Origin of the sequence: Streptomyces broussonetiae, assembly GCF_009796285.1 — a bacterium.
Lineage (GTDB): Bacteria > Actinomycetota > Actinomycetes > Streptomycetales > Streptomycetaceae > Streptomyces > Streptomyces broussonetiae.
In genome coordinates this window covers 5,504,644-5,530,990 of record NZ_CP047020.1, presented here as the reverse complement: position 1 = coordinate 5,530,990, position 26,347 = coordinate 5,504,644, and the positions used below count along the sequence as shown (strand labels likewise).

Genomic DNA, 26,347 nt, shown 5'->3' with positions numbered 1-26,347 from the left:
AGGCATCCCGGTGACCACCCCCGCCACCACTTTCCCGCAGATCCCCGCCATCGCCGACGCCGAGGAGCTGACCTGCGACGTCCTTGTCATCGGTGGCGGCACCGCCGGCACCATGGCCGCCCTGACCGCCGCCGAGCGCGGCGCGGACGTCCTGCTGCTCGAGAAGGCCCACGTCCGTCACTCCGGCGCGCTCGCCATGGGCATGGACGGTGTCAACAACGCGGTCGTCCCGGGCCGCGCCGAACCCGACGACTACGTCGCTGAGATCACCCGTGCCAATGACGGCATCGTCGACCAGGCCGCCGTCCGCCAGACCGCGACGCGCGGTTTCGCGATGGTGCAGCGGCTGGAGTCGTACGGCGTCAAGTTCGAGAAGGACGAGCACGGTGAGTACGCGGTGCGCCAGGTGCATCGCTCCGGCTCGTACGTACTGCCGATGCCAGAGGGCAAGGACGTCAAAAAGGTCCTCTACCGGCAGTTGCGGCGGCGCGAGATGCGGGAGCGGATCCGGATCGAGAACCGGGTGATGCCGGTCCGGGTCCTGACCGCCGAGGGGCGGGCCGTGGGCGCCGCCGGCTTGCACACCCGTACCGGCGCGTTCGTCACCGTCCGCGCGGGCGCGGTGATCCTCGCAACCGGCGCCTGCGGCAGGCTCGGCCTGCCCGCCTCCGGCTACCTGTACGGCACCTACGAGAACCCCACCAATGCCGGCGACGGGTACGCCATGGCCTACCACGCGGGCGCCGAGCTGACCGGGATCGAGTGCTTCCAGATCAACCCGCTGATCAAGGACTACAACGGACCCGCCTGCGCCTACGTCGCCAACCCCTTCGGCGGCTACCAGGTCAACCGGCACGGCGAGCGGTTCGTCGACTCCGACTACTGGTCCGGGCAGATGATGGCCGAGTTCTCCGCCGAGGTCGCCGGCGACCGCGGCCCCGTCTACCTCAAGCTCAGTCATCTCCCCGAGGAGTCGCTCTCCGCCCTGGAGTCCATCCTGCACTCCACCGAGCGCCCCACCCGCGGCACCTTCCACGCCGGGCGTGGGCACGACTACCGCACCCACGACGTCGAGATGCACATCTCGGAGATCGGCCTGTGCGGCGGCCACTCCGCCTCCGGCGTCCGCGTCGACGACCACGCCCGTACGACCGTCCCGCGCCTGTACGCCGCCGGTGACCTCGCCTGCGTCCCGCACAACTACATGATCGGCGCGTTCGTCTTCGGTGATCTCGCGGGCGCGGACGCCGCCCGGTACACGGCGTACGTGGGTGAACTTCCGGCGGACCAGGTGCGCGAGGCGCACGAGCTGATCTACCGCCCGCTGCGCAACCCGGACGGCCCGCCGCAGCCCCAGGTCGAGTACAAGTTGCGCCGCTTCGTCAACGACTACGTCGCACCTCCGAAGTCCGGGGCGCGGCTCTCCCTCGCCCTGGAGGCCTTCGAGCGGATGCGCGCCGACGTCGCCGCCATGGGCGCCCGCACCGCGCACGAACTGATGCGCTGCGCCGAGGTCACCTTCATCCGTGACTGTGCGGAGATGGCCGCTCGTGCCTCTCTCGCCCGTACCGAGTCCCGCTGGGGCCTCTACCACGACCGTCTCGACCACCCCGGGCGCGACGACGCCTCCTGGTTCCACCATCTCGATCTGCACAAGTCCCCCTCTGGTGCGATGGAGTTCACGGCCCGGCCCGTGGCTCCCTATCTGGTTCCGGTCGAGGAGTTCGCGCCCGTCGGCGGTCCCTCCCGGCGGATCGGCGAAGTCCGTCCCGAGCACGTGGCCACGGCCGGCCCGCGCGAGGTGGCACCGGTCGCCGCAGAGCCGGTCGCCGCCCGTGCCACGGCCTCCGGCGAACGGGCCGACGCCCGCGGCCCCGCCTCGCCCCGGCTCCTCCAACTGCTGGACCTGGCCGAGACGGAGACCGAACTCGCCGCCCTGGAGCCCTACTTGGCGGATTCCGATCCCGCTGTGCGCCGTATGGCCGTCTCGGTGCTCACCGAGACCGTGCCGCCCGGCACCGGGCAGGCTCTGGCGGGCGCCCTCGCCGATCCCGACGCCGAGGTCCGCGCGTCCGCCGCGGCCTCCCTGCGTGAACTCGTCGAGACCTTGCCACCCGAACCCGCCCTGGGTACCGCTCTCACCGGTGCGCTCAGCCACACCGATCCCGTGGTCCGGGCCGCCGCGCTCGATGTGCTGCGCGTTCTGCGGCTCGGCGATGCCGGTGTGTTCGCGGCGGCGCTGGACGACCCCGACATCGGCGTTCGAACCGCGTCCGTACGGGCGCTGGTCTCGGTGGACGCCGTCCGACCGCTGGCCGGTGCCGCGGACGATCCCTCCCGGGAGGTCCGGGTCGGCGTGGCCAAGGCGCTGGCCGCCGTCGGCCCGGCGGCGCCGACGCCGGCCGACCGGCAGCTGCTCACCACCGCTCTGGACCGTCTCACCGAGGACACCGATGCCCTTGTGCGCGGTGCCGCGCTCGGTGCGCTGGCGGGCACCGGCTGCCCGCCACCGCTCGCCGCCCGCGCCGTGGCCGCCCTGTCCGATCCGGCCTGGCAGGTGCGCTCCGGTGCCGCCGCCGCGCTGTCGGCCGCAACCGCCGACGTCGCCGTGCCCGCCCTGGCCAAGGCCCTGGCCGACCCCAACGCCGACGTGCGCAAGGCGGCCGTGCTCGCCCTGACCCGGCACCGGGCCACGGTGGAGGCCCGCGCGGCACTCGCCACGGCCACGGCCGACTCGGACGCGGACGTCAGGGCCTACGCGGCGCGGGGGCTGTGACGATCCCCCTCATCGCAGCGGGCCGACTCGCCCGGCCCGCTATATCCAGTCGTCGGGCTCCGGCTCCTCGTCCGGCTCCGGCCAGTCGGCGTCCTGGGTGTCGCCGGCGGCCGGGCCCGGACCGTCCGGCGCGGCCGGACCGCCCAGGGAAGCCAGCACCGCCAGCACGCCCTCGCCGTACGTCGCAAGCTTCTTCTCGCCGACACCGCTCACCGTGCCCAGCTCGCGCACCGAGGCAGGGCTCACGGTGACGATCTCCCGCAGGGTGGCGTCGTGGAAGATGACGTACGCGGGGACGCCCTGCTCGCGGGCCTGTTCGGCGCGCCAGGCGCGCAGGGCCTCGAAGGCGGGCAGCAGTTCGTCGGGCAGCTCGGCCACGGCAGCCTTGGCCTTGCGGTCGCCGCCGGAGGCACCCGCCTGCCGCGACCGGGCGGTGGCCGGCTTCTTCGGCTCCTTGCGCAGCGGCACCTCGCGCTCGCTCCGCAGCACCGAGCCACTCGCCTCGGTGAGCACCAGCGTGCCGTACTCCCCCTCGACCGCAAGCAGCCCCTGGGCCAGCAGCTGCCGGATGGCGCCCCGCCACTCGGCCTCGGTGAGGTCTGCCCCGATGCCGAAGACGGACAGCTGGTCGTGGTCGAACTGGATGACCTTGCCGGTGCGCTTGCCGAGCAGAATGTCGACGATCTGCACGGCGCCGAACTTCTGCCCGCGTTCGCGCTGCAGCCGTACCACCGTCGACAGCACCTTCTGCGCGGCGACCGTGCCGTCCCAGGTCTCCGGCGGGGTCAGGCAGGTGTCGCAGTTGCCGCAGCCCGCCGCGTCGGGGTCCTGGCCGAAGTAGGCCAGCAGCTGGCCGCGGCGGCACTGGGCGGTCTCGCACAGCGCGAGCATCGCGTCGAGGTGGGCGGAGGCGCGGCGGCGGAACGCCTCGTCGCCCTCGCCGGACTGGATCAGCTTGCGCTGCTGTATGACGTCGTTCAGGCCGTACGCCATCCATGCCGTGGACGGCAGGCCGTCGCGGCCCGCGCGGCCGGTCTCCTGGTAGTAGCCCTCGATCGACTTGGGCAGGTCCAGGTGGGCGACGAACCGTACGTCCGGCTTGTCGATGCCCATGCCGAACGCGATGGTCGCCACGACGACCAGGCCGTCCTCGCGCAGGAACCGGGACTGGTGGGCGGCGCGCATGCCCGCCTCCAGGCCCGCGTGGTACGGCACCGCCTCGACGCCGTTGGCGGTCAGGAACTCCGCCGTACGCTCCACCGAGTTGCGTGAGAGGCAGTACACGATGCCCGCGTCGCCCGCGTGCTCCTGCCTGAGGAAGGCAAGCAGCTGCTTCTTGGGGTCGGCCTTGGGCACGACGCGGTACTGGATGTTGGGCCGGTCGAAGCTGGCGACAAAGTGGCGGGCCGTCGGCAGATCCAGCCGTTGGGTGATCTCCTCGTGGGTGGCGCGGGTGGCCGTGGCGGTGAGTGCGATCCGCGGGACGTCCGGCCAGCGCTCGCCGAGGAGGGAAAGAGAGAGATAGTCGGGGCGGAAGTCGTGGCCCCACTGGGAGACGCAGTGCGCCTCGTCGATGGCGAAGACGGAGATCTTGCCGCGGGAGAGCAGGTCGCGCGTGTTGTCCAGGCGCAGGCGCTCCGGCGCCAGGTAGAGCAGGTCCAGCTCGCCGGCGAGGAACTCGGCCTCGACCATGCGGCGCTCGTCGAAGTCCTGCGTGGAGTTGATGAAACCGGCGCGCACGCCGAGTGCGCGCAGGGCGTCCACCTGGTCCTGCATGAGGGCGATCAGCGGGGAGATCACCACGCCTGTGCCGGGTCTGACCAGGGCCGGGATCTGGTAGCACAGCGACTTGCCGCCGCCGGTCGGCATGAGGACGACGGCGTCGCCGCCGGCCACCACATGCTCGATGATCGCGTCCTGTTCGCCCCGGAAAGCCTCGTATCCGAAGACCCGGTGCAGCGTGGCCAGCGCCTCGCTGTCGGCCGCGCCCGGCCCCTCGGTCACCCTTGGCATCTCGCTGATCCCGCCCGTCGCTTCCATGGTCCTGTCCCCCGTCGGTCCCCCGTGTGTCGTTGCCCGACCGCTGCCTCCACGATAGGGGGCCGCACCGACAGCCACCGAGTTATCCACAGGCTCGGTCCCCCCTCCGTAACCGGGCACTGACCTGAAGCAATCGTGCGGTCTCCGCCTCGGCAGCCCGCACGAGCGCGCCACGGCCGTCACATGCCGCTGCCCGGCACCCATCCGAACGAGGGGGCCGGGCAGCGGCAGGTGCGAAGGGCGTGTCAGCGCACGAACACTCCCGCCTGGCTCGCCAGGTTCAGGAAGTACTGCGGAGCCACGCCGAGCACGAGGGTCACCGCCACGCCCATGCCGATCGCCGCCATGGTCAGCGGGGACGGGACGGCCACGGTCGGGCCCTCCGGGCGCGGTTCGCTGAAGAACATCAGGACGATCACCCGGATGTAGAAGAAGGCGGCGATCGCCGAGGAGATCACACCGATGACGACCAGCGGCGCCGCGCCGCCGTCCGCCGCCGCCTTGAACACGGCGAACTTCCCGGCGAAGCCCGAGGTCAGCGGGATGCCCGCGAAGGCCAGGAGGAACACGGCGAAGACCGCCGCCACCAGCGGGGAGCGGCGGCCGAGCCCCGCCCACTTGGACAGGTGGGTGGCCTCGCCGCCCGCGTCGCGCACCAGCGTGACCACCGCGAAGGCGCCGATCGTCACGAAGGAGTAGCCGGCCAGGTAGAAGAGGACCGACGAGACGCCGTCCTTCGACGTGGCGATGACACCCGCGAGGATGAATCCGGCGTGCGCGATGGACGAGTACGCCAGGAGGCGCTTGATGTCGGTCTGCGTGATCGCGACGATCGCGCCGCCCAGCATGGTGATGATCGCCACCGCCCACATGACCGGCCGCCAGTCCCAGCGCATGCCCGGCAGGACGACGTAGAGCAGGCGCAGCAGCGCGCCGAACGCGGCCACCTTCGTCGCCGCCGCCATGAAGCCGGTCACGGGGGTCGGCGCGCCCTGGTAGACGTCGGGCGTCCACATGTGGAACGGCACCGCGCCCACCTTGAACAGCAGGCCCATCACGATCATGGCGCCGCCGATGAGCAGCAGCGCGTCGTTGCCCATGGTGTTGGCGAGCGCCGGGTCGACGTTGGTGATCGTGCCGTCGACGACCTGCGCGATGCGGGCGTAAGACACCGAGCCCGCGTAGCCGTAGAGCAGGGCGATGCCGAACAGGGTGAACGCCGAGGCGAAGGCGCCGAGCAGGAAGTACTTGACCGCGGCTTCCTGCGACATCAGCCGCTTGCGGCGGGCCAGTGCGCACATCAGGTACAGCGGCAGGGAGAAGACCTCCAGGGCCACGAACAGCGTCAGCAGGTCGTTGGCCGAGGGGAACACCAGCATGCCCGCGATGGCGAACAACAACAGCGGGAAGACCTCTGTCGTGGTGAAGCCCGCTTTCACCGCCGCCTTCTCGCCGTCGCTGCCCGGTACGGACGCGGCCTGTGCGGCGAAGGAGTCGACGCGGTTGCCGTGCGCGGCCGGGTCCAGGCGCCGCTCGGCGAAGGTGAACAGGGCGACCAGGCCGGCCAGCAGGATCGTGCCCTGCAGGAACAGGGCGGGGCCGTCGACCGCGATCGCACCCATGGCTGCGATGTGCGCCTTGGTGGTGCCGTAACCGTCGGCGGCGAGCCCGACCACCGCGGCGAACGCGGCGCACAGGGCCACGACGGACACGAACACCTGGGCGTAGTAGCGGGACTTGCGCGGGACGAACGCCTCGATCAGCACGCCGACCAGTGCGGCGCCGACGACGATCAACGTCGGCGACAATTGTCCGTATTCGATCTTCGGCGCCGGGATCTTCGTGATCGGGCCGGCCGCGGTTGTCCACAGGCTGTGGACGGCTGCTGCGCTCACTTGGCCGCCTCCACCGAGGGCTTGGGGTCGGACTTGTGTACGTCGGACATGGTCTGTTTGACCGCCGGGTTGACGATGTCCGTGACGGGCTTCGGGTAGACGCCCAGGAAGATCAGCAGCACGATCAGCGGCGCGACCACCACCAGCTCGCGCGCGCGGAGGTCGGGCATCGCCGAGACCTCGGGCTTCACCGGGCCCGTCATCGTGCGCTGGTACAGCACGAGGGTGTACAGCGCGGCGAGGACGATGCCGAAGGTGGCGATGATGCCGATCGCCGGATAGCGCGAGAACGTGCCGACCAGGACCAGGAATTCACTCACGAACGGCGCGAGTCCGGGCAGCGAGAGGGTGGCGAGGCCGCCGATCAGGAACGTGCCGGCGAGCACCGGAGCGACCTTCTGCACACCGCCGAAGTCGGCGATGAGCCGCGAGCCGCGCCGGGAGATCAGGAAGCCGGCGACCAGCATCAACGCGGCCGTGGAGATGCCGTGGTTGACCATGTAGAGCGTGGCACCGGACTGGCCCTGGCTGGTCATCGCGAAGATGCCCATGATGATGAAGCCGAAGTGCGAGATCGACGCGTACGCCACCAGGCGCTTGATGTCCCGCTGGCCGACGGCGAGCAGCGCGCCGTAGACGATGCTGATCAGGGACAGCACCAGGATCACGGGCGTCGCCCACTTGCTGGCCTCCGGGAACAGCTGGAGGCAGAAGCGGAGCATCGCGAAGGTACCCACTTTGTCGACGACCGCGGTGATCAGGACGGCGACCGGGGCGGTCGACTCCTGCATGGCGTTGGGCAGCCAGGTGTGCAGCGGCCACAGCGGCGCCTTCACCGCGAAGGCGAAGAAGAAGCCGAGGAACAGCCAGCGTTCGGTACTCGTCGCCATGTGCAGCGAGCCGTTCGCGCGCGCGTGCGCGATCTCCGCGAGGCTGAAGTTCCCGGCGACCACATAGAGGCCGATCACCGCGGCCAGCATGATCAGACCGCCGACCAGGTTGTAGAGGAGGAACTTCACGGCCGCGTACGACCGTTGCGTCGAGGCCGCCTTCTCGCCCTGTGCGTGGGCTCGGTCCCCGAAGCCGCCGATGAGGAAGTACATCGGGATGAGCATGGCCTCGAAGAAGATGTAGAAGAGGAAGACGTCGGTGGCCTCGAACGAGATGATCACCATCGCCTCGACGGCCAGGATCAGTGCGAAGAAGCCCTGGGTGGGCCGCCAGCGGCGGCTTCCGGTCTCCAGCGGGTCGGCGTCGTGCCAGCCGGCGAGGATGATGAACGGGATCAGCAGGGCGGTCAGCGCGAGCAGCGCCACCGCGATGCCGTCCACGCCCAGCTCGTACCGCACCCCGAAGTCCTTGATCCAGGCATGGGATTCGGTGAGCTGGTAGCGGGCGCCGCCCGGGTCGAAGCGGACCAGGACGGTGGCCGCCAGGGCGAGTGTGGCGAGCGAGACGATGAGCGCGAGCCATTTCGCGGCGGTGCGCTGCGCGGCCGGTACGGCGGCCGTGGCGACGGCCCCCACGGCCGGGAGCGCCGCCGTCGCTGTCAGCAGAGGAAAGGACATCGGTATCAGACCGCCCTCATCAGCAGGGTCGCGGCGACCAGGAGGGCCGCACCGCCGAACATCGAGACCGCGTAGGAGCGGGCGAAGCCGTTCTGGAGTCGGCGCAGCCGCCCCGACAGGCCGCCGAAACCGGCTGCCGTGCCGTTGACGACTCCGTCGACCAGGGTGTGGTCGACGTACACCAGGGAGCGCGTCAGGTGCTCGCCGCCGCGTACCAGGACCACATGGTTGAAGTCGTCCTGGAGCAGGTCGCGGCGGGCGGCCCGGGTGAGCAGCGAACCGCGCGGGGCGACGGCGGGGACGGGCTTGCGGCCGTACTGCGCCCAGGCGATGCCCACGCCGATGACCAGGCAGACCATGGTCGCCCCGGTGACCGTCCAGGCACTGACCGGGGAGTGGCCCTCGCTGTGGCCGGTGATGGGCTCCAGCCAGTGCAGGAAGCGGTCGCCGATGCTGAAGAAGGCGCCGCCGAAGACCGAGCCGACGGCCAGCACGATCATCGGGATCGTCATGACCCTCGGGGACTCGTGCGGGTGCGGCTCGTTGCCGTTCTCGTCCGGCTGCCAGCGCTTCTCGCCGAAGAACGTCATCAGCATCACGCGCGTCATGTAGAAGGCGGTGATGGCCGCGCCCAGCAGGGCCGCGCCGCCGAGGATCCAGCCCTCGGTGCCGCCCTTGGCGAAGGCCGCCTCGATGATCTTGTCCTTGGAGAAGAAGCCGGACAGGCCCGGGAAGCCGATGATGGCAAGGTAGCCGAGGCCGAAGGTGACGAAGGTGACCGGCATGTACGTGCGCAGGCCGCCGTACTTGCGCATGTCGACCTCGTCGTTCATGCCGTGCATGACCGAACCGGCGCCGAGGAACAGCCCGGCCTTGAAGAAGCCGTGCGTCACCAGGTGCATGATCGCGAAGACGTAGCCGATGGGGCCGAGGCCGGCGGCGAGGATCATGTAGCCGATCTGCGACATGGTCGAGCCGGCCAGCGCCTTCTTGATGTCGTCCTTGGCACAACCGACGATCGCACCGAACAGGAGCGTGACCGCGCCGACGACGGTGACGGCCAGCTGGGCGTCGGGAGCGGCGTTGAAGATGGCTCCGGAGCGGACGATCAGGTAGACGCCCGCGGTCACCATCGTCGCCGCGTGGATGAGGGCCGAGACCGGGGTCGGGCCCTCCATGGCGTCACCGAGCCAGGACTGCAGCGGCACCTGGGCGGACTTGCCGCAGGCGGCGAGCAGCAGCATCAGGCCGATCGCGGTGAGCTTGCCCTCGGAGGCCTGGGTCGCGTGACCGAGGACCGGGCCGAAGGCGAAGGTCCCGAACGTCGTGAACATCAGCATGATCGCGATGGACAGGCCCATGTCGCCGACGCGGTTGACCAGGAAGGCCTTCTTCGCGGCCGTCGCGGCGCTGGGCTTGTGCTGCCAGAAGCCGATCAACAGGTACGAGGCGAGACCGACGCCCTCCCAGCCGACGTACAGCAGCAGGTAGTTGTCGGCGAGGACGAGCAGCAGCATCGCCGCGAGGAACAGGTTCAGATAGCCGAAGAAGCGGCGGCGGCGCTCGTCGTGCTCCATGTACCCGACCGAGTACAGGTGGATCAGCGAGCCTACGCCCGTGATGAGCAGGACGAACGTCATCGACAACTGGTCGAGGCGGAGGGTGGCGTCCGCCTGGAAGCCGGCCACCGGAACCCAGCTGAACAAGTGCTTGATCAGGGTGCGGTGTTCGGCGTTCTTGCCGAGCAGGTCGGCGAAGAGGATCAGGCCGAACACGAAGGAGGCGGCCGACAGGAGCGTGCCGACCCAATGGCCGACGCGGTCCAGGCGCCGGCCGCCGACCAGCAGGACGGCCGCTCCGAGCAGGGGCGCCGCGATGAGCAGCGCGATCAGGTTCTCCACGATTCTTCCGACCCCTTACAGCTTCATCAGGCTGGCGTCGTCGACCGAGGCCGAGTGGCGGGTACGGAACAGCGACACGATGATCGCGAGGCCCACCACGACCTCCGCGGCGGCGACGACCATCGTGAAGAACGCGATGATCTGGCCGTCGAGGTTGCCGTGCATCCGGGAGAAGGTGACGAACGCGAGGTTGCAGGCGTTCAGCATCAGCTCGATGCACATGAAGACCACGATGGCGTTGCGCCGGATCAGGACACCGGTCGCGCCGATCGTGAACAACAGAGCGGCGAGGTAGAGGTAGTTGACCGGGTTCACTTCGACGCCTCCTCGGACCGCTTGAACGTCGCCGGTTCGATCTCCGTGCGCTCCAGGCGCTCCTCCGCGCGCTGCTCCAGCGCCCGCAGGTCGCTGAGTGCCTCCGCCGAGACGTCACGGATCTGGCCGCGCTCGCGCAGCGTCTTGTTGACGGTCAGCTCGGACGGCGTGCCGTCGGGCAGCAGACCGGCGATGTCCACGGCATTGTGCCGGGCGTAGACACCGGGGGCGGGCAGCGGCGGGACGTGCTTGCCCTCGCGGATGCGCTGTTCGGACAGTTCGCGCTGGGTCTTGGCGCGCTCGGTGCGCTCGCGGTGCGTGAGCACCATGGCGCCGACCGCGGCCGTGATCAGCAGAGCGCCGGTGATTTCGAAGGCGAAGACATACTTGGTGAAGATGAGGGAGGCAAGGCCCTCCACGTTGCCGTTCGCGTTCGCCTGGCCGGTGCCGTTGAACTCCTTCAGGGAGGCGTTGCCAATGCCGGCGAAGAGCAGGACGCCGAAGCCGACCCCGCACAGAAGGGCCAGCCAGCGCTGGCCCTTGATGGTCTCCTTCAGCGAGTCCGCGGCCGTCACGCCGACGAGCATCACCACGAACAGGAACAGCATCATGATCGCGCCCGTGTAGACGACGATCTGCACGATGCCCAGGAAGTACGCGCCGTTGGCGAGGTAGAACACCGCCAGGACGATCATGGTTCCGGCGAGGGAGAGCGCGCTGTGCACGGACTTCCTCATGAAGACGGTGCCCAGGGCGCCGACCACCGCGACCGTGGCGAGCACCCAGAACTGGACGGCCTCACCGGTGGAGGTGGTGTAGGCGGCGAGCTGCGGGCTCATGCGTCCACCTCCCGACCCTGGTCCTGGTCGCGGTCCTCGGGCTTCTCGCCCTTGGAGACGGCGACCTGCCGTACGGTGCCGGGCGCGGCCTGGGTCACCAGGCCGCGGTAGTAGTCCTGCTCGTCCGTCCCCGGGAAGATCGCGTGGGGCGTGTCGACCATGCCCTCCTCGAGCCCGGCGAGCAGCTGCTCCTTGGTGTAGATGAGGTTCGCGCGGCTGGAGTCGGCCAGCTCGAACTCGTTGGTCATCGTCAACGCGCGCGTGGGGCACGCTTCGATGCACAGGCCGCACAGGATGCAGCGGGCGTAGTTGATCTGGTAGACGCGGCCGTACCGCTCGCCCGGCGAGTAGCGCTCCTCGTCGGTGTTGTCGGCGCCCTCCACGTAGATCGCGTCGGCGGGGCAGGCCCAGGCGCACAGCTCGCAGCCGACGCACTTCTCCAGGCCGTCCGGATGGCGGTTGAGCTGGTGCCGTCCGTGGAACCGCGGGGCCGTGGTCTTCTTCTGCTCGGGGTACTGCTCGGTCAGCCGCTTCTTGAACATGGCCTTGAAGGTCACGCCGAAGCCGGCGACGGGGTTCAGGAAACCGGGCTTGGTCTCCTTGGGCTCCTCAGCCATCGGACGTCTCCTTTCCCTCCGACAATCCGTCACTGACAGTGTCCGACCCGCCACTGACAATCAGCTCGTGCTCGCGGCGGGGGCGACGCCTCGGCACCGGCGGCAGTTCCTGTCCGGGCAGCGGCGGCACGGGGAATCCGCCCGCCATCGGGTCGAATCCGGCCTCCTGCACGGCGGGCTCCTCGGCCGTCTTCCCCTTCTCGCGGAACATGTCGGCGACGAAGGAGAGCAACAGCAGGGCGAGGATGCCACCGCCGACGTAGAGGGCGATGTCGGCGAAGTCGTAGTGCTCGTTGCGCAGGGCCCGTACGGTCGCCACCAGCATCAGCCAGGTCACGGAGACCGGGATGAGGACCTTCCAGCCGAGCTTCATCAGCTGGTCGTAGCGGACCCGTGGGAGCGTGCCGCGCAGCCAGATGAAGAAGAACAGCAGCAGCTGGACCTTGATCACGAACCAGAGCAGCGGCCACCAGCCGTGGTTGGCACCCTCCCAGAAGGCGCTGATCGGCCAGGGGGCACGCCAGCCGCCGAGGAAGAGGGTGGTGGAGACGGCCGAGACCGTCACCATGTTCACGTACTCGGCGAGCATGAACATCGCGAACTTGATGGACGAGTACTCGGTGTTGAAGCCGCCGACCAGGTCGCCCTCGGACTCCGGCATGTCGAAGGGGGCGCGGTTGGTCTCGCCGACCATCGTGACGATGTAGATGATGAAGGAGACCGGCAGCAGCAGGATGTACCAGCGGTCGTGCTGCTGTTCCACGATGGTGGACGTCGACATCGACCCCGAGTACAGGAACACCGAGGCGAACGCGGCACCCATGGCGATCTCGTAGGAGATCATCTGCGCGCAGGAGCGCAGGCCGCCGAGGAGCGGGTAGGTGGATCCAGAACTCCAACCCGCAAGGACGATGCCGTAGATGCCGACGGAGGCGACCGCGAGGATGTAGAGCATCGCGATCGGCAGGTCGGTGAGCTGCATCGTGGTGCGGTGACCGAAGATCGAGATCTCGTTGCCGGCCGGGCCGAAGGGGATCACCGCGATTGCCATGAAGGCCGGGATGGCCGCGACGATCGGCGCCAGGATGTAGACCGCCTTGTCGGCGCGCTTGACGATGACGTCTTCCTTGAGCATCAGCTTCACACCGTCGGCGAGCGACTGGAGCATGCCCCAGGGGCCGTGCCGGTTGGGGCCGATGCGCAGCTGCATCCAGGCGACGACCTTGCGCTCCCAGACGATGGAGAACAGCACGGTCACCATCAGGAAGGCGAAGCAGAAGACGGCCTTGACGACGACCAGCCACCAGGGGTCGCGGCCGAACATCGAGAGGTTTTCAGCGGCGAGGTACGGGCTCATGCCTCCACCTCCTTGGGGGCGTCTTCGGCGACTGCCGCCGGGCCGATGCGGACGAGGGTTCCGGGCTGTGCCCCGGTGTCGGAGGCGACGCCGGTGCCGACGGAGTTCAGCGGGAGCCAGACCACCCGGTCGGGCATCTCGGTGACCTGGAGCGGGAGCGCGACCGTGCCGACCGGGCCGGTGACGGCGAGGACGTCGCCGTCCTTGACGCCCGCTTCGGCTGCCGTCGCCGCGGACACACGCGCGCGTGCGGCGTGCCGGGTGCCGGCGAGTGCCTCGTCACCCTGCTGGAGGACGCCCTGGTCGAGCAGCAGCCGGTGCCCGGCGAGTACGGCCTCGCCGACGGCCGGACGCGGCAATACGCCCGCGGACTCGTGGGGCTCGGTGGCGCGCGGGCCGTCCCAGGAGCCGAACCGGTCGATCTCCGCGCGCGTGGTGCGCAGATCGGGCAGGCCCAGGTGGACGTCCATGGCGTCGGCGAGCATCTGCAGCACGCGCGCGTCGGTCGGCGCGAGGCGGCGGGTCATCTGCTCGGGCTTGAGCGCGGCGTCGAAGTAGCGCACCCTGCCTTCCCAGTTGAGGAAGGTGCCCGCCTTCTCGGCGACCGCGGCGACCGGCAGAACGACGTCGGCGTGTTCGGTGACCTCGCTGGGCCGAAGCTCCAGCGAGACAAGGAACCCGACGCTGTCCAGTGCCTCACGCGCGCGTGCCGGGTCGGGCAGGTCGGCGACCTCCACGCCGGCGACGACGAGGGCCGACAGCTCACCGGTGGCGGCGGCCTCGAGGATGTGATGGGTGTCGCGGCCGTAGCGCAGTGGGAGTTCGGAGAGCCCCCAGGCCGCGGCGACCTCCTCACGCGCGCGCGGGTCGGTCGCGGGACGTCCGCCCGGCAGCAGCGACGGCAGCGCGCCCACCTCGACGGCACCTCGCTCACCGGCCCGGCGCGGGATCCACACCAGCTCGGCGCCGGTCGCGGCGGCGGCACGTACGGCGGCGGTGAGGCCGCCCGCCACCGAGGCGAGCCGCTCGCCGACGACGATGACCGCCCCTTCGCCGCGCAACGCCTCCGCCGCGCGCGTGCCGGGTTCCTCCAGACCGACACCGCTGCCGAGGGCGTCCAGCCACTCGGTCTCGGTACCGGGCGCGGCCGGCAGCAGGATGCCGCCCGCCTTCTCGAGGCCCCGGGTCGCGTGCGTACCCAGCGCGAACACCTTCTGCTTGCGCCCCCGCCAGGCCTTGCGCAACCGCAGGAAGACGCCGGGCGCCTCCTCCTCCGACTCGAAGCCGACCAGCAGGACGGCGGGCGCCTTCTCCAAAGAGGTGTACGTGGCGCCCGTACCGTCGAGGTCTCGGCCGCGGCCTGCCACCCGGGACGCCAGGAAGTCGGATTCCTCGCCGCTGTGCACGCGCGCGCGGAAGTCGATGTCGTTGGTGTCCAGTGCCACGCGCGCGAACTTGCTGTAGGCGTAGGCGTCCTCGACGGTCAGCCGGCCGCCGATGAGGACGCCGGCCCGCGAGCGGGCGGTGTTCAGCCCGCGTGCGGCCGCGTCCAGCGCCTCCGGCCAGGAGGCGGGCGCGAGGACGCCGTCGGCGTCCCGCACCAGCGGGGTCTCGAGCCGGTCCTTCAGCTGCGCGTACCGGAACGCGAAGCGTCCCTTGTCGCAGATCCACTCCTCGTTGACCTCGGGGTCGTTCTCGGCGAGCCGTCGCATGACCTTGCCGCGCCGGTGGTCGGTGCGGGTGGCGCAGCCGCCGGAGCAGTGCTCGCACACGGACGGCGAGGAGATGAGGTCGAAGGGGCGGGAGCGGAACCGGTAGGCCGCCGAGGTCAGGGCGCCGACCGGGCAGATCTGGATGGTGTTGCCGGAGAAGTACGACTCGAACGGGTCGCCCTCGCCGGTGCCGACCTGCTGCAGGGCGCCCCGCTCCAGCAGTTCGATCATCGGGTCGCCCGCGATCTGGTTGGAGAACCGGGTGCAGCGGGCGCACAGTACGCACCGCTCGCGGTCGAGCAGGACCTGGGTGGAGATCGGTACGGGCTTTTCGTAGGTCCGCTTCTTTCCGTCGAAGCGGGACTCGGCGTTGCCGTGCGACATGGCCTGGTTCTGCAGCGGGCACTCGCCGCCCTTGTCGCAGACGGGGCAGTCCAGCGGGTGGTTGATGAGGAGCAGTTCCATCACGCCGTGCTGGGCCTTCTCGGCGACCGGCGAGGTGAGCTGGGTCTTCACCACCATGCCGTCGGTGCAGGTGATGGTGCAGGATGCCATCGGCTTGCGCTGGCCCTCGACCTCGACGATGCACTGGCGGCAGGCGCCGGCGGGATCGAGGAGGGGGTGGTCGCAGAACCGCGGGATCTCGATGCCGAGTTGTTCGGCGGCGCGGATGACCAGGGTGCCCTTGGGCACGCTGATCTCCACGCCGTCGACCGTCAGCGTGACGAGGTCCTGCGGTGGGACCGCCGCCTCTCCCCCGGCGCCGGGGGCGTTGGTGGTCACGGTCATGCGTTCACCTCCGGGCGGTCCGCCCAGGCCGTCGACTTGGCCGGGTCGAAGGGGCAGCCCCGGCCCGTGATGTGCTGCTCGTACTCCTTGCGGAAGTACTTCAGCGAGGAGGCGATCGGGGCCGCGGCGCCGTCGCCGAGGGCGCAGAACGACTTGCCGTTGATGTTGTCGGCGATGTCGGCGATCTTGTCGAGGTCGGACATGGTGCCCTTGCCTGCCTCGATGTCCCGCAGCAACTGCACCAGCCAGTAGGTCCCTTCGCGGCACGGTGTGCACTTGCCGCAGGACTCGTGGGCGTAGAACTCGGTCCAGCGGGTCACCGCCCGCACCACGCAGGTCGTCTCGTCGAAGCACTGCAGGGCCTTCGTCCCGAGCATGGAACCCGCGGCGCCGACTCCCTCGTAGTCAAGGGGGACGTCGAGGTGCTCGTCGGTGAACATCGGCGTCGAGGAGCCGCCCGGTGTCCAGAACTTGAGGCGGTGGCCGGGGCGCATCCCGCCGCTCATGTCGAGGAGCTGGCGCAGCGTGATGCCGAGCGGGCCCTCGTACTGGCCGGGGCTCGCGACGTGGCCGCTGAGCGAGTAGAGCGTGAAGCCGGGGGACTTCTCGCTGCCCATCGACCTGAACCAGTCTTTCCCGTTTTTCAGGATGGCGGGAACCGACGCGATCGACTCGACGTTGTTCACAACAGTCGGGCAGGCATAGAGCCCTTCGACGGCAGGGAAAGGAGGACGCAGCCGCGGTTGACCACGGCGGCCTTCGAGCGAGTCGAGCAGTGCGGTCTCCTCACCGCAGATGTACGCGCCGGCGCCCGCGTGCACGGTGACGTCGAGATCGAGTCCGCTGCCCAGGATGTTCTCGCCGAGGTAGCCCGCCGCGTAGGCCTCGCGCACGGCCTCGTGCAACCGCCGCAGAACCGGGACGACTTCACCACGCAGATAGATGAAGGCATGCGACGACCTGATGGCATAGCACGCGATCACAATGCCCTCGATGAGGCTGTGCGGGTTCGCGAAGAGGAGCGGGATGTCCTTGCAGGTCCCTGGCTCCGACTCGTCGGCGTTGACAACTAGATAGTGCGGTTTTCCATCACCCTGGGGAATGAACTGCCACTTCATTCCGGTCGGGAATCCCGCGCCGCCGCGGCCTCGCAGCCCGGAGTCCTTGACGTACGCGATCAGGTCGTCCGGTGACATGGCGAGGGCCTTGCGCAGCCCCTCGTACCCCTCGTGCCTCCGGTAGACGTCCAGAGTCCAGGACCGGTCCTCGTCCCAGAAGGCCGACAGCACGGGTGCGAGCAGCTTCTCGGGGCTGGTGTCCTTGAGTTCGGCTGCCACGGTCATCACTCCCCCTCCTCTGTGGCCTGGCCGGCGGACGGCGCATCCTCGGGTTCCTGTGCACGCGGATGGACCACGCGCGCGGGTGCGGCCTCTCCCCTTGCCAGGCGAAGGCCCACCAGCGACGCGGGTCCCGCACTGCCGCCCTCCTCGACGGCCCCGGGCCGCTCGTCGGGGAAGCCGGCCAGGATCCGCGCGGTCTCCTTGAAGGTGCACAGCCGTGCCCCGCGCGTGGGCTGCACGGGCCGTCCCGCGCGCAGATCGTCGACCAGGCGCTTGGCGGTGCCGGGCGTCTGGTTGTCGAAGAACTCCCAGTTGACCATCACGACCGGCGCGAAGTCGCAGGCCGCGTTGCACTCGATGTGCTCCAGGGTGACCTTGCCGTCATCGGTGGTCTCACCGTTGCCGACGCCCAGGTGTTCCTGGAGGGTCTCGAAGATCTCGTCGCCGCCCATCACCGCGCACAGCGTGTTGGTGCACACGCCGACCTGGTAGTCGCCGGAGGGCCGGCGCCGGTACATGGTGTAGAAGGTGGCGACGGCGGTGACCTCGGCCGTGGTCAGGTCCAGCATGTTCGCGCAGAACTGCATTCCGGTGCGCGTGACATGGCCCTCGTGCGCCTGCACGAGGTGGAGCAGCGGAAGCAGGGCGGAGCGGGAGTCCGGGTAGCGCGCGATGATGTCGCGCGCGTCCGCCTCCAGCCGGGCCCGGACGTCGTCCGGGTAGGCGGGCGCGGGCAGCTCGGGCATGCCCAGGCTGACGCCCCGCTCCGAAGAAGAGGTGGTCACCGGTCGACGCCTCCCATCACGGGGTCGATGGACGCGACGGCGACGATCACGTCGGCGACCTGGCCGCCTTCGCACATCGCCGCCATGGCCTGCAGGTTGGTGAAGGACGGGTCGCGGAAGTGGACCCGGTAGGGGCGGGTGCCGCCGTCGGAGACGGCGTGCACGCCGAGTTCGCCCTTGGGGGACTCGACGGCCGCGTACGTCTGTCCCGGGGGGACACGGAAGCCCTCGGTGACGAGTTTGAAGTGGTGGATCAGGGCCTCCATGGAGGTGCCCATGATCTTCTTGATGTGGTCCAGGGAGTTGCCGAGTCCGTCCGGTCCCAGGGCGAGCTGGGCGGGCCAGGCGATCTTCTTGTCGGCGACCATGACCGGTCCGGGCTGGAGCCGGTCCAGGCACTGTTCGACGATGCCGAGCGACTGGCGCATCTCCTCCAGGCGGACCAGGAAGCGGCCGTAGGCGTCGCAGGTGTCGGCGGTCGGGATCTCGAAGTCGTAGGTCTCGTAGCCGCAGTACGGCTGTGCCTTGCGCAGGTCGTGCGGCAGGCCGGCGGAGCGCAGGATCGGGCCGGTGGCGCCGAGGGCCATGCAGCCGGCCAGGTCCAGGTAGCCGATGTCCTGCATGCGGGCCTTGAAGATGGGGTTCCCGGTGGCGAGCTTGTCGTACTCCGGGAGGTTCTTCTTCATCTTCTTCACGAACTCGCGGATCTGGTCCACCGCGCCGGGCGGCAGGTCCTGGGCGAGTCCGCCGGGGCGGATGTACGCGTGGTTCATCCTCAGGCCCGTGATCAGCTCGTAGAGATCGAGAATCATTTCACGATCACGGAATCCGTAGATCATGATGGTGGTGGCGCCCAGCTCCATACCGCCGGTGGCGATGCACACCAGGTGGGAGGAGAGCCGGTTCAGCTCCATCAGAAGCACCCGGATGATCTTGGCGCGTTCGCTGATCTGGTCCTCGATGCCGAGGAGCTTCTCCACGGCGAGACAGTAGGCCGTCTCGTTGAAGAAGGACGTCAGGTAGTCCATGCGCGTGACGAAGGTGGTCCCCTGCGTCCACGTACGGAACTCGAGGTTCTTCTCGATGCCGGTGTGCAGATAGCCGATGCCGCAGCGGGCCTCGGTGACCGTCTCGCCCTCGATCTCCAGGATGAGGCGGAGCACTCCATGGGTGGACGGGTGCTGGGGACCCATGTTGACGACGATGCGTTCGTCGTCGGCGCGGGTCGCGGACTGGACGATCTCGTCCCAGTCGCCACCGGTGACCGTATATACGGTGCCCTCGGTGGTCTCGCGCGCCGATGCGGCGTCGGCCGCGGATGCTTCCTGCGTGCTCACGAGTACGACCTCCGCTGGTCCGGAGCCGGGATCTGGGCGCCCTTGTACTCGACGGGGATGCCGCCGAGGGGGTAGTCCTTGCGCTGCGGGTGGCCCTGCCAGTCGTCGGGCATCATGATCCGGGTCAGGGCCGGGTGCCCGTCGAAGACGATGCCGAAGAAGTCGTAGGTCTCGCGCTCGTGCCAGTCGTTGGTCGGGTAGACGCCGACCAGCGACGGGATGTGCGGGTCGGCGTCCGGGGCGCTGACTTCGAGGCGGATCAGCCGGTTGTGGGTGATCGAGCGCAGGTGGTAGACGGCGTGCAGCTCGCGACCCTTGTCGTGGAGATAGTGGACGCCGCTGACGCCGGTGCACAGCTCGAAGCGCAGGGCCGGGTCGTCGCGCAGGGTGCGGGCGACGCGGACCAGGTGCTCGCGCTCGACATGGAAGGTCAGCTCGTCGCGGTCGACGACCGTCTTCTCGATGGCGTTGTCCGGGAGGAGCCCCTGCTCCTCCAGGGCGCCCTCGAGTTCGTCGGCGACCTCGTCGAACCAGCCGCCGTAGGGCCGGCTCGCCGGTCCCGGGAGGCGGACCGAGCGGACGAGTCCGCCGTAGCCGGAGGTGTCGCCGCCGTTGACGGCGCCGAACATGCCGTGCTGGACGCGGATCTCCTCACCGCCCTGGCCGCGCCGGCCGGGGAGGTTGGAGGCCGAGAGGTCCTTCTCGGGGTTGACGCCGTTGGCGTTGCCGTTCGCGTCGGTCACCGCAGCAGCCCCTTCATCTCGATCGTGGGCAGGGCCTTGAGCGCGGCCTCCTCCGCCTCGCGGGCGGCCTCCTTGGCGTTCACGCCGAGCTTGGAGGTCTGGATCTTCTGGTGGAGCTTGAGGATCGCGTCCATCAGCATCTCGGGGCGCGGCGGGCAGCCCGGGAGGTAGATGTCGACCGGGACGATGTGGTCGACGCCCTGGACGATGGCGTAGTTGTTGAACATGCCGCCCGAGGAGGCGCAGACGCCCATGGAGATCACCCACTTGGGGTTGGGCATCTGGTCGTAGACCTGCCGGAGCACCGGCGCCATCTTCTGGCTGACCCGGCCGGCGACGATCATCAGGTCGGCCTGGCGCGGTGAGCCGCGGAAGACCTCCATGCCGAAGCGCGCCAGGTCGTAACGGCCGGCGCCGGTGGTCATCATCTCGATGGCACAGCAGGCCAGGCCGAAGGTGGCGGGGAAGACGGACGCCTTGCGCACCCAGCCCGCGGCCTGCTCGACGGTGGTCAGCAGGAAGCCGCTCGGCAGCTTTTCTTCGAGTCCCATGTCTATAAGCCCCTCAGTCCCATTCCAGGCCGCCGCGCCGCCATACGTACGCGTACGCGACGAAGACGGTGAGCACGAAGAGCAGCATCTCCACGAGCCCGAAGATCCCCAGGGCGTCGAAGGTGACGGCCCAGGGGTAGAGGAAGACGATCTCGATGTCGAAGACGATGAAGAGCATCGCCGTCAGGTAGTACTTGATGGGGAAGCGCCCGCCGCCGGCCGGCGTGGGGGTCGGCTCGATGCCGCACTCGTAGGCCTCGAGCTTGGCGCGGTTGTACCGCTTCGGACCGATCAGCGTGGCCATGACCACGGAGAAGATCGCAAAGCCTGCCCCGAGGGCTCCCAGTACGAGGATGGGCGCATACGCGTTCACCGCTCCTCGCTCCTCTCAGTCGGCGCTGACTGCTGGCGGTTGCACAGGGCCCACACCCGCCTCACCGGTCCCACGAGCCCCGCTCGTCCCGGGCGAAGATCGAGAACATGTGAAGCAGGTCACAAGCCCAACTGCCTCGCATCTTATGCCCGCCGCTCTGTGATCTGCGACACGGGGTATTCCACAAGCTTTGTGATCTCCACCACCTGACGAAGGATCATGAAGTCGGATGATGAGTGATCTTCATACGCGAAGCGTTCAGTTGATCACCAGAAGTGACATTCTGGCTCGTCGTCGCAGGCCGGAAGGGTCGTCTCAATATCAAGAGACTTCGCTTGCATGCAAATTGGCACTGGGCGCCAGTCCCTGATAGTGGGACGCATTCACACATCAGAGGGAGCACGGAGCGGGATGTGGACGCGGGACCGGACGCGTGCACGCGTTCACTAGCTCCGCGAGCGCAGGACGCGGGCCTTCCGGTAACCGTTCCGTGACCTCCGCCACACTGGCGAGAGGCCTCCGGGAACCGGGCTTGGCCAATCATCCCAACCAGTGGTAGGTCGGGGGCAATTCGGGCGTAATGATCAAAGAGCGTGATCAAGGGCTTGATCGCGACCGTCCGCAATGTCCGTTACGGCGTCAATAAAGAGCGACACGCCCGGGTTTCTCGGTCTCGATTGAGCAACTGTGGCGCAGCACACGTTTCTTGAAGATATGAAGGAGCCCCTGATACCGGTTGTTCCCATGTCCCACACCGCTCACATACGCAGCCACCGGAAGCCCCGCCGCAGCGCGTCGACCCTCGCGATGCGGGCCGGAGTTGCCGGTGGCGTCCTCGGCACCCTGGCAGTCGCCGGTGCGTCCGGCTCGGCGAACGCGGCCGAGCCGGTGACGCAGACCCTCGAACTGCCCACCCTCACGGCCGACCTGGCCGCCCAGGCGGCTCAGTCCGCCGACGCCACGCAGCAGGCCGCCGCGAACTACCAACTGCAGGCCGAGCGTGACGCCGCCGCCGCGAATGCCGCAAAGCAGGCCAAGGCGGACCTCGCCGAGGCGAAGCAGAAGGCTGCCGACGCCAAGAAGCAGGCCGACGAGGCCGCTCGCAAGGAGGCCGCCGCGCGCGCCTCGCGCAACGCGGAGCGCACGACCCTCTCCGCGTCGTCGAGCACCGGCTCCTCCTCCACCTCCACCGGCTCCTCCACGGCGACCGGTTCGGCCGCGGCCGTGATCAGCTTTGTGGAGGCGCAGATCGGCAAGGCGTACGTCTCCGGTGCCACCGGGCCGTCCGCCTACGACTGCTCCGGGCTGGTGCAGACGGCCTTCAAGCAGGTGGGCGTCAGCCTGCCGCGCGTCTCCCAGGACCAGTCGACGGCGGGCACCCAGGTCTCGCTGAGCAACCTCCAGCCGGGCGACATCCTGTACTGGGGCAGCGCGGGCAGCGCGTACCACGTCGCGGTGTACGTGGGCGACGGCATGTTCGTCGGCGCGCAGAACCCCTCCAGCGGCGTCGGGGAGCACCCGCTGTCGTACGACCCGCCGACCGGCGCCGTGCGGGTGCTCTGAGCGCACCACGCACCACTCACGCGTACAGGGCCGCAGCCACTCGAGGGCAGCGGCCCTTGCGCCGTTTCCGGCCCGGCGGGCCGGTCCCTCCTGACATGCTCGGTTCGGGCCGTCGAACGGCGGTCCGTACACGAGTGAAGGAGACCGCGCGATGCCACGCGTGTTCGTCCAGGGAAGTCCCGCCGACCGCTACCCGCGCTACGCCCCCGAGTCCGGGCGTGGCGCGCTGCGCCGGATCACCGAGGTCGGTGAAGAGGTGCTGCACAAGCCGTGCCGGGACGTCACGGAGTTCGGGCCCGACCTCGCCGCGCTCATCGACGACATGTTCCGCACCATGTACGTCGCCGAGGGGGCGGGGCTGGCGGCCAACCAAGTGGGCGTCGATCTGCGCCTGTTCGTGTACGACTGCCCCGATGACGAGGGAATCCGACATGTCGGACACATCGTCAATCCCGTGCTGGAGTCGCTTGCGGTGGTCGGGCGTCGGCTGATCGACGAGGGCGAGGGCTGCCTGTCGGTGCCGGGCGCCGTGATGGCCGTACCGCGGCTGGACCGGGCCGTCGTGCGCGGGCAGGACAAGGACGGCAATCCGCTCGTCATCCGGGGAACGGGATACTTCGCCCGGTGTCTGGCCCACGAGACCGACCACACCCACGGGTACATCTACCTGGACCGGCTCTCCAAGCGGGAGAAGAAGGCCGCGCTGCGGCAGATGGCGGACCGGCGGGACGAGGTCTTCGCCCGCCGGTCCGAGCGAGCCGAGGAACTGAGCCGCTACTAGAGAGGGCTACGCCTTGGGGGCCACCTTGCTCAGGCCGTTGATGATGCGGTCCATCGCGTCGCCGCCCGTGGGGTCGGTGAGGTTCGCGAGGAGCTTGAGGGTGAACTTCATCAGCAGCGGGTGCGTGAGGCCGCGCTCGGCGGCGATCTTCATGACCTTGGGGTTGCCGATGAGCTTCACGAAGGCGCGGCCGAGGGTGTAGTAGCCGCCGTAGGTGTCCTTGAGGACGCGCGGGTAGCGCTGCAGGGCGATCTCGCGCTGGGCGGGCGTGGCCCGCGCGTGGGCCTGGACGATGACGTCGGCGGCGATCTGCCCGGACTCCATGGCGTAGGCGATGCCTTCGCCGTTGAAGGGGTTCACCAGGCCGCCGGCGTCACCGACGAGCAGCAGCCCGCGCGTGTAGTGCGGCTGGCGGTTGAAGGCCATGGGCAGGGCGGCGCCACGGATCGGGCCGGTCATGTTCTCGGGGGTGTAGCCCCAGTCCTCGGGCATGGAGGCGCACCAGGCCTTGAGAACCTCGCGCCAGTCCAGGTCCTTGAAGGAGGCGGAGGTGTTGAGCACGCCGAGGCCGACGTTGGACGTGCCGTCACCCATGCCGAAGATCCAGCCGTAGCCGGGCAGCAGACGGTCCTGCGGGCCGCGGCGGTCCCACAGTTCCAGCCAGGACTCCAGGTAGTCGTCGTCGTGACGGGGGGAGGTGAAGTAGGTGCGCACCGCGACGCCCATGGGGCGGTCCTCGCGGCGGTGCAGGCCCATCGCGAGGGAGAGCCGGGTGGAGTTGCCGTCGGCGGCGACGACGAGCGGAGCGTGGAAGGTGACCTCGCGCTTCTCCTCGCCGAGCTTGGCGGTGACGCCGGTGATACGGCCGGTGCGGTCGTCGATGACCGGACCGCTCACGTTGCAGCGCTCGTAGAGGCGGGCGCCGGCCTTCTGGGCGTTGTGGGCGAGCTGCTCGTCGAAGTCGTCGCGCTTGCGGACCAGTCCGTAGTTCGGGTACGCGGCGAGATCCGGCCAGTCCAGCTGGAGGCGGGTGCCGCCGGCGATGATGCGCAGACCCTTGTTGCGCAGCCAGCCGGCCTCCTCGGAGATGTCGATGCCCATGGCCACGAGCTGCTTCACCGCGCGCGGTGTCAGGCCGTCGCCGCAGACCTTCTCGCGCGGGAACTCGGTCTTCTCCAGCAGCAGGACATCGAGACCGGCCTTGGCGAGGTGGTACGCGGTCGTGGAGCCGGCTGGCCCCGCGCCGACGACGATCACGTCGGCGGTGTTCTCGGCGAGGGGCTCCTTCACGACGGTCACGGCGGGATCTCCCCAAGTTCGAATTCTGCGTGCCGACCGGCACTGGACATGGGCAGTCTATTCAGCAGAATTGATCACCCGGCTGAAGGGCTGCCCTGTGAACCGACCTCTCCCCGCGGTACGGCTGCGCGTCCCCACGCACGAGGACGCGGTCGCCTGGCACCGGGTCTTCGACGATCCCGAGGTCATGGAGTTCTACGGCGGCAGACGGGCCGCCCTGTCCGTCTACGAGGAACTCACCGCGAGGCAGCGGCGGCACGACGCCGAGCACGGCTTCTGCCTGTGGACGCTGCTGGACGAGGCCGGCGAGGTCATCGGTTTCACCGGCGCCCAGCCCTGGCGGCCGGACTGGGGCCCGGTCGGGGAGGTCGAGATCGGCTGGCGGCTCGGCCGGGCGCACTGGGGCAGGGGGTACGTCACCGCGGCCGCGCGCGAGACGCTGACGCGGGTGCGGGCGGCCGGGGTGCCGGAGGTGGTGGCGATGGTCCGGCCGGGCAACGAGCGGTCGATCGCGGTGACCCGGCGGCTCGGCATGCGGCCGGCGGAGACCTATCCGCACCCGACCCTGGACGAGCCGGCGCTCTGCTTCCGGCTCTCCCTCGGCTCCCGCCCCGGCGACCTCACCCTGGCGGCCACTGACGCAGAGTAGTCGTCTACTACAGAAAGACACCGGCGCCTTCCGGGTGGGGCAGGCAGGGGGTTACCCTTCCAGTACCGCTGGGGGTGACATCTGTGCGCATAACACCCAAAACACCTGAAGTGCGTGTACCACGGCTGGTCGGACTGATGGCCGTGGACGCGCGCGAAACGGCCCAGGCGCGGGGCCTGTTCCTCAACGCGCCGGACCGCCCCGACTTCCACCTCGCCGTCGTCGACTACGTCGTACGCCAGTATCCGCAGCCCGGTGCCGAGGTGCCGCCGGACTCGATGGTGTACGTGTGGTTCGACTTCGGCGAGGGCGAGGGCGGCGGAGGCGTGCGAGAGCCACGCATCCCGCGCCCGCCGAGCGGCGGGATGCAGCGTGAACTCGGCGAGCCGGGCGACACCTTCGAGATGATCGACCGCTAGGTCAGCTCTCCTTGAAGCCCCGGTGCAGCGCGACCACGCCGCCGGTGAGGTTGCGGTACGCCACCTTCGACCAGCCCGCCTTGCGCAGCCGTTCGGCAAGGGCGGGCTGATCGGGCCAGGCACGGATGGACTCGGCGAGGTAGACGTAGGCGTCCGGGTTCGAGGAGACCGCGCGCGCGACCGGCGGCAACGCCCGCATCAGGTACTCGGTGTAGACGGTGCGGAACGGCGCCCAGGTCGGGGTCGAGAACTCGCAGATCACCACGCGACCACCGGGCCGGGTCACCCGGTACATCTCGCGCAGGGCCGCGTCGAAGTCCTGGACGTTGCGCAGCCCGAAGGAGATCGTGACGGCGTCGAAGGTGTCGTCCTTGAACGGCAGCTTCGTCGCGTCCCCGGCCGTGAACGGCAGCCAGGTGTGCTTGTTCTTGCCGACCTGGAGCATCCCGACCGAGAAGTCGCAGGGGACGACGTACGCGCCGGTCCGGGCGAAGGGCAGCGAGGAGGTGGCCGTACCGGCCGCGAGGTCGAGGACCTTCTGCGCGGGACGTGCGTCGACCGCCCTCGCCACCTCCTTGCGCCAGCGCCGGTCCTGGCCGAGCGAGAGCACGGCGTTCGTCAGGTCGTACCGTTCCGCCACGTCGTCGAACATCGAGGCGACTTCGTGCGGCTGCTTGTTCAGGGAAGCGCGGGTCACC

22 protein-coding genes are annotated in these 26,347 nt (G+C 69.5%); 5 read left to right on the top strand and 17 right to left on the bottom strand.

Annotated elements, in window-relative coordinates; all coding sequences use genetic code 11:
• Positions 1-10 precede the first annotated feature (10 nt).
• Complete coding sequence (locus GQF42_RS25605; protein WP_158923637.1) at positions 11-2,776, top strand: fumarate reductase/succinate dehydrogenase flavoprotein subunit; 2,766 nt, start codon at positions 11-13, stop codon at positions 2,774-2,776.
• A gap of 39 nt (positions 2,777-2,815) precedes the next feature.
• Here the strand turns inward: GQF42_RS25605 and recQ are convergent, their stop codons facing one another.
• The 15 genes from recQ to GQF42_RS25530 all read right to left on the bottom strand — a co-directional run bounded on the left by recQ (position 2,816) and on the right by GQF42_RS25530 (position 20,938).
• On the bottom strand, positions 2,816-4,816 hold the full coding sequence (recQ, locus tag GQF42_RS25600) for a DNA helicase RecQ (protein ID WP_158923635.1): 2,001 nt from the start codon (positions 4,814-4,816) through the stop codon (positions 2,816-2,818).
• 245 nt (positions 4,817-5,061) lie between these two features.
• On the bottom strand, positions 5,062-6,711 hold the full coding sequence (nuoN, locus tag GQF42_RS25595; RefSeq protein ID WP_158923633.1) for an NADH-quinone oxidoreductase subunit NuoN: 1,650 nt from the start codon (positions 6,709-6,711) through the stop codon (positions 5,062-5,064).
• On the bottom strand, positions 6,708-8,279 hold the full coding sequence (locus tag GQF42_RS25590; RefSeq protein ID WP_158923631.1) for an NADH-quinone oxidoreductase subunit M: 1,572 nt from the start codon (positions 8,277-8,279) through the stop codon (positions 6,708-6,710). The genes nuoN and GQF42_RS25590 overlap by 4 nt, the downstream gene beginning before the upstream one ends.
• Before the next feature lie 5 nt (positions 8,280-8,284).
• The gene (gene nuoL, locus GQF42_RS25585) at positions 8,285-10,180 is read right to left on the bottom strand and encodes an NADH-quinone oxidoreductase subunit L (protein ID WP_158923629.1); all 1,896 of its coding nucleotides are present in this window, start codon (positions 10,178-10,180) and stop codon (positions 8,285-8,287) included.
• A 15-nt stretch (positions 10,181-10,195) separates the two neighbouring features.
• A complete protein-coding gene (nuoK, locus tag GQF42_RS25580) occupies positions 10,196-10,495 on the bottom strand; it encodes an NADH-quinone oxidoreductase subunit NuoK (RefSeq protein WP_023547474.1) in 300 nt (99 codons plus the stop codon).
• Positions 10,492-11,334, bottom strand: a complete 843-nt coding sequence (locus GQF42_RS25575) for an NADH-quinone oxidoreductase subunit J (RefSeq protein WP_158923627.1) — start codon at positions 11,332-11,334, stop codon at positions 10,492-10,494. The genes nuoK and GQF42_RS25575 overlap by 4 nt, the downstream gene beginning before the upstream one ends.
• Positions 11,331-11,951, bottom strand: coding sequence for an NADH-quinone oxidoreductase subunit NuoI (nuoI, locus tag GQF42_RS25570; protein ID WP_158923625.1), 621 nt, complete (start codon positions 11,949-11,951; stop codon positions 11,331-11,333). Before nuoI ends, GQF42_RS25575 begins: the two co-directional genes overlap by 4 nt.
• Positions 11,944-13,308: an NADH-quinone oxidoreductase subunit NuoH gene (nuoH, locus tag GQF42_RS25565; RefSeq protein ID WP_158923623.1), complete on the bottom strand. Its 1,365-nt coding sequence runs from the start codon at positions 13,306-13,308 to the stop codon at positions 11,944-11,946. Before nuoH ends, nuoI begins: the two co-directional genes overlap by 8 nt.
• Positions 13,305-15,809: an NADH-quinone oxidoreductase subunit G gene (locus tag GQF42_RS25560; RefSeq protein ID WP_158923621.1), complete on the bottom strand. Its 2,505-nt coding sequence runs from the start codon at positions 15,807-15,809 to the stop codon at positions 13,305-13,307. The genes nuoH and GQF42_RS25560 overlap by 4 nt, the downstream gene beginning before the upstream one ends.
• Positions 15,806-17,155, bottom strand: a complete 1,350-nt coding sequence (gene nuoF / locus GQF42_RS25555; protein WP_199272795.1) for an NADH-quinone oxidoreductase subunit NuoF — start codon at positions 17,153-17,155, stop codon at positions 15,806-15,808. Before nuoF ends, GQF42_RS25560 begins: the two co-directional genes overlap by 4 nt.
• Positions 17,152-17,934, bottom strand: a complete 783-nt coding sequence (gene nuoE / locus GQF42_RS25550) for an NADH-quinone oxidoreductase subunit NuoE (RefSeq protein WP_158923617.1) — start codon at positions 17,932-17,934, stop codon at positions 17,152-17,154. The genes nuoF and nuoE overlap by 4 nt, the downstream gene beginning before the upstream one ends.
• Entirely contained in the window at positions 17,931-19,271 is a 1,341-nt protein-coding gene (locus GQF42_RS25545) for an NADH-quinone oxidoreductase subunit D (RefSeq protein ID WP_158923615.1), read from the bottom strand. The genes nuoE and GQF42_RS25545 overlap by 4 nt, the downstream gene beginning before the upstream one ends.
• Positions 19,268-20,014, bottom strand: coding sequence for an NADH-quinone oxidoreductase subunit C (locus GQF42_RS25540; protein WP_158923613.1), 747 nt, complete (start codon positions 20,012-20,014; stop codon positions 19,268-19,270). The genes GQF42_RS25545 and GQF42_RS25540 overlap by 4 nt, the downstream gene beginning before the upstream one ends.
• Positions 20,011-20,565, bottom strand: a complete 555-nt coding sequence (locus GQF42_RS25535; RefSeq protein WP_053654534.1) for a NuoB/complex I 20 kDa subunit family protein — start codon at positions 20,563-20,565, stop codon at positions 20,011-20,013. The genes GQF42_RS25540 and GQF42_RS25535 overlap by 4 nt, the downstream gene beginning before the upstream one ends.
• A gap of 13 nt (positions 20,566-20,578) precedes the next feature.
• Complete coding sequence (locus tag GQF42_RS25530) at positions 20,579-20,938, bottom strand: NADH-quinone oxidoreductase subunit A (RefSeq protein ID WP_003992243.1); 360 nt, start codon at positions 20,936-20,938, stop codon at positions 20,579-20,581.
• A gap of 744 nt (positions 20,939-21,682) precedes the next feature.
• Between GQF42_RS25530 and GQF42_RS25525 the strand changes: the two genes are divergently transcribed.
• Together GQF42_RS25525 and def are read left to right on the top strand one after the other, a co-directional pair.
• The gene (locus tag GQF42_RS25525; RefSeq protein WP_158923611.1) at positions 21,683-22,501 is read left to right on the top strand and encodes a C40 family peptidase; all 819 of its coding nucleotides are present in this window, start codon (positions 21,683-21,685) and stop codon (positions 22,499-22,501) included.
• A gap of 151 nt (positions 22,502-22,652) precedes the next feature.
• Positions 22,653-23,282, top strand: a complete 630-nt coding sequence (def, locus tag GQF42_RS25520; protein ID WP_158923609.1) for a peptide deformylase — start codon at positions 22,653-22,655, stop codon at positions 23,280-23,282.
• A 6-nt stretch (positions 23,283-23,288) separates the two neighbouring features.
• On the opposite strand, the gene GQF42_RS25515 is transcribed toward def, so the two are convergent.
• Positions 23,289-24,581, bottom strand: a complete 1,293-nt coding sequence (locus GQF42_RS25515; RefSeq protein ID WP_158923607.1) for a geranylgeranyl reductase family protein — start codon at positions 24,579-24,581, stop codon at positions 23,289-23,291.
• Positions 24,582-24,678: 97 nt separating this feature from the next.
• On the opposite strand from GQF42_RS25515, the gene GQF42_RS25510 reads away from it, so the two are divergent.
• Both GQF42_RS25510 and GQF42_RS25505 read left to right on the top strand, forming a co-directional pair.
• On the top strand, positions 24,679-25,230 hold the full coding sequence (locus GQF42_RS25510) for a GNAT family N-acetyltransferase (RefSeq protein WP_158923605.1): 552 nt from the start codon (positions 24,679-24,681) through the stop codon (positions 25,228-25,230).
• Between the two features lie 110 nt (positions 25,231-25,340).
• On the top strand, positions 25,341-25,649 hold the full coding sequence (locus GQF42_RS25505; RefSeq protein ID WP_158923603.1) for a PASTA domain-containing protein: 309 nt from the start codon (positions 25,341-25,343) through the stop codon (positions 25,647-25,649).
• Between the two features lies 1 nt (position 25,650).
• Here GQF42_RS25505 and GQF42_RS25500 read toward each other — a convergent pair whose 3' ends face one another.
• Positions 25,651-26,346: a demethylmenaquinone methyltransferase gene (locus tag GQF42_RS25500; protein ID WP_158923601.1), complete on the bottom strand. Its 696-nt coding sequence runs from the start codon at positions 26,344-26,346 to the stop codon at positions 25,651-25,653.
• Position 26,347: the final 1 nt, after the last annotated feature.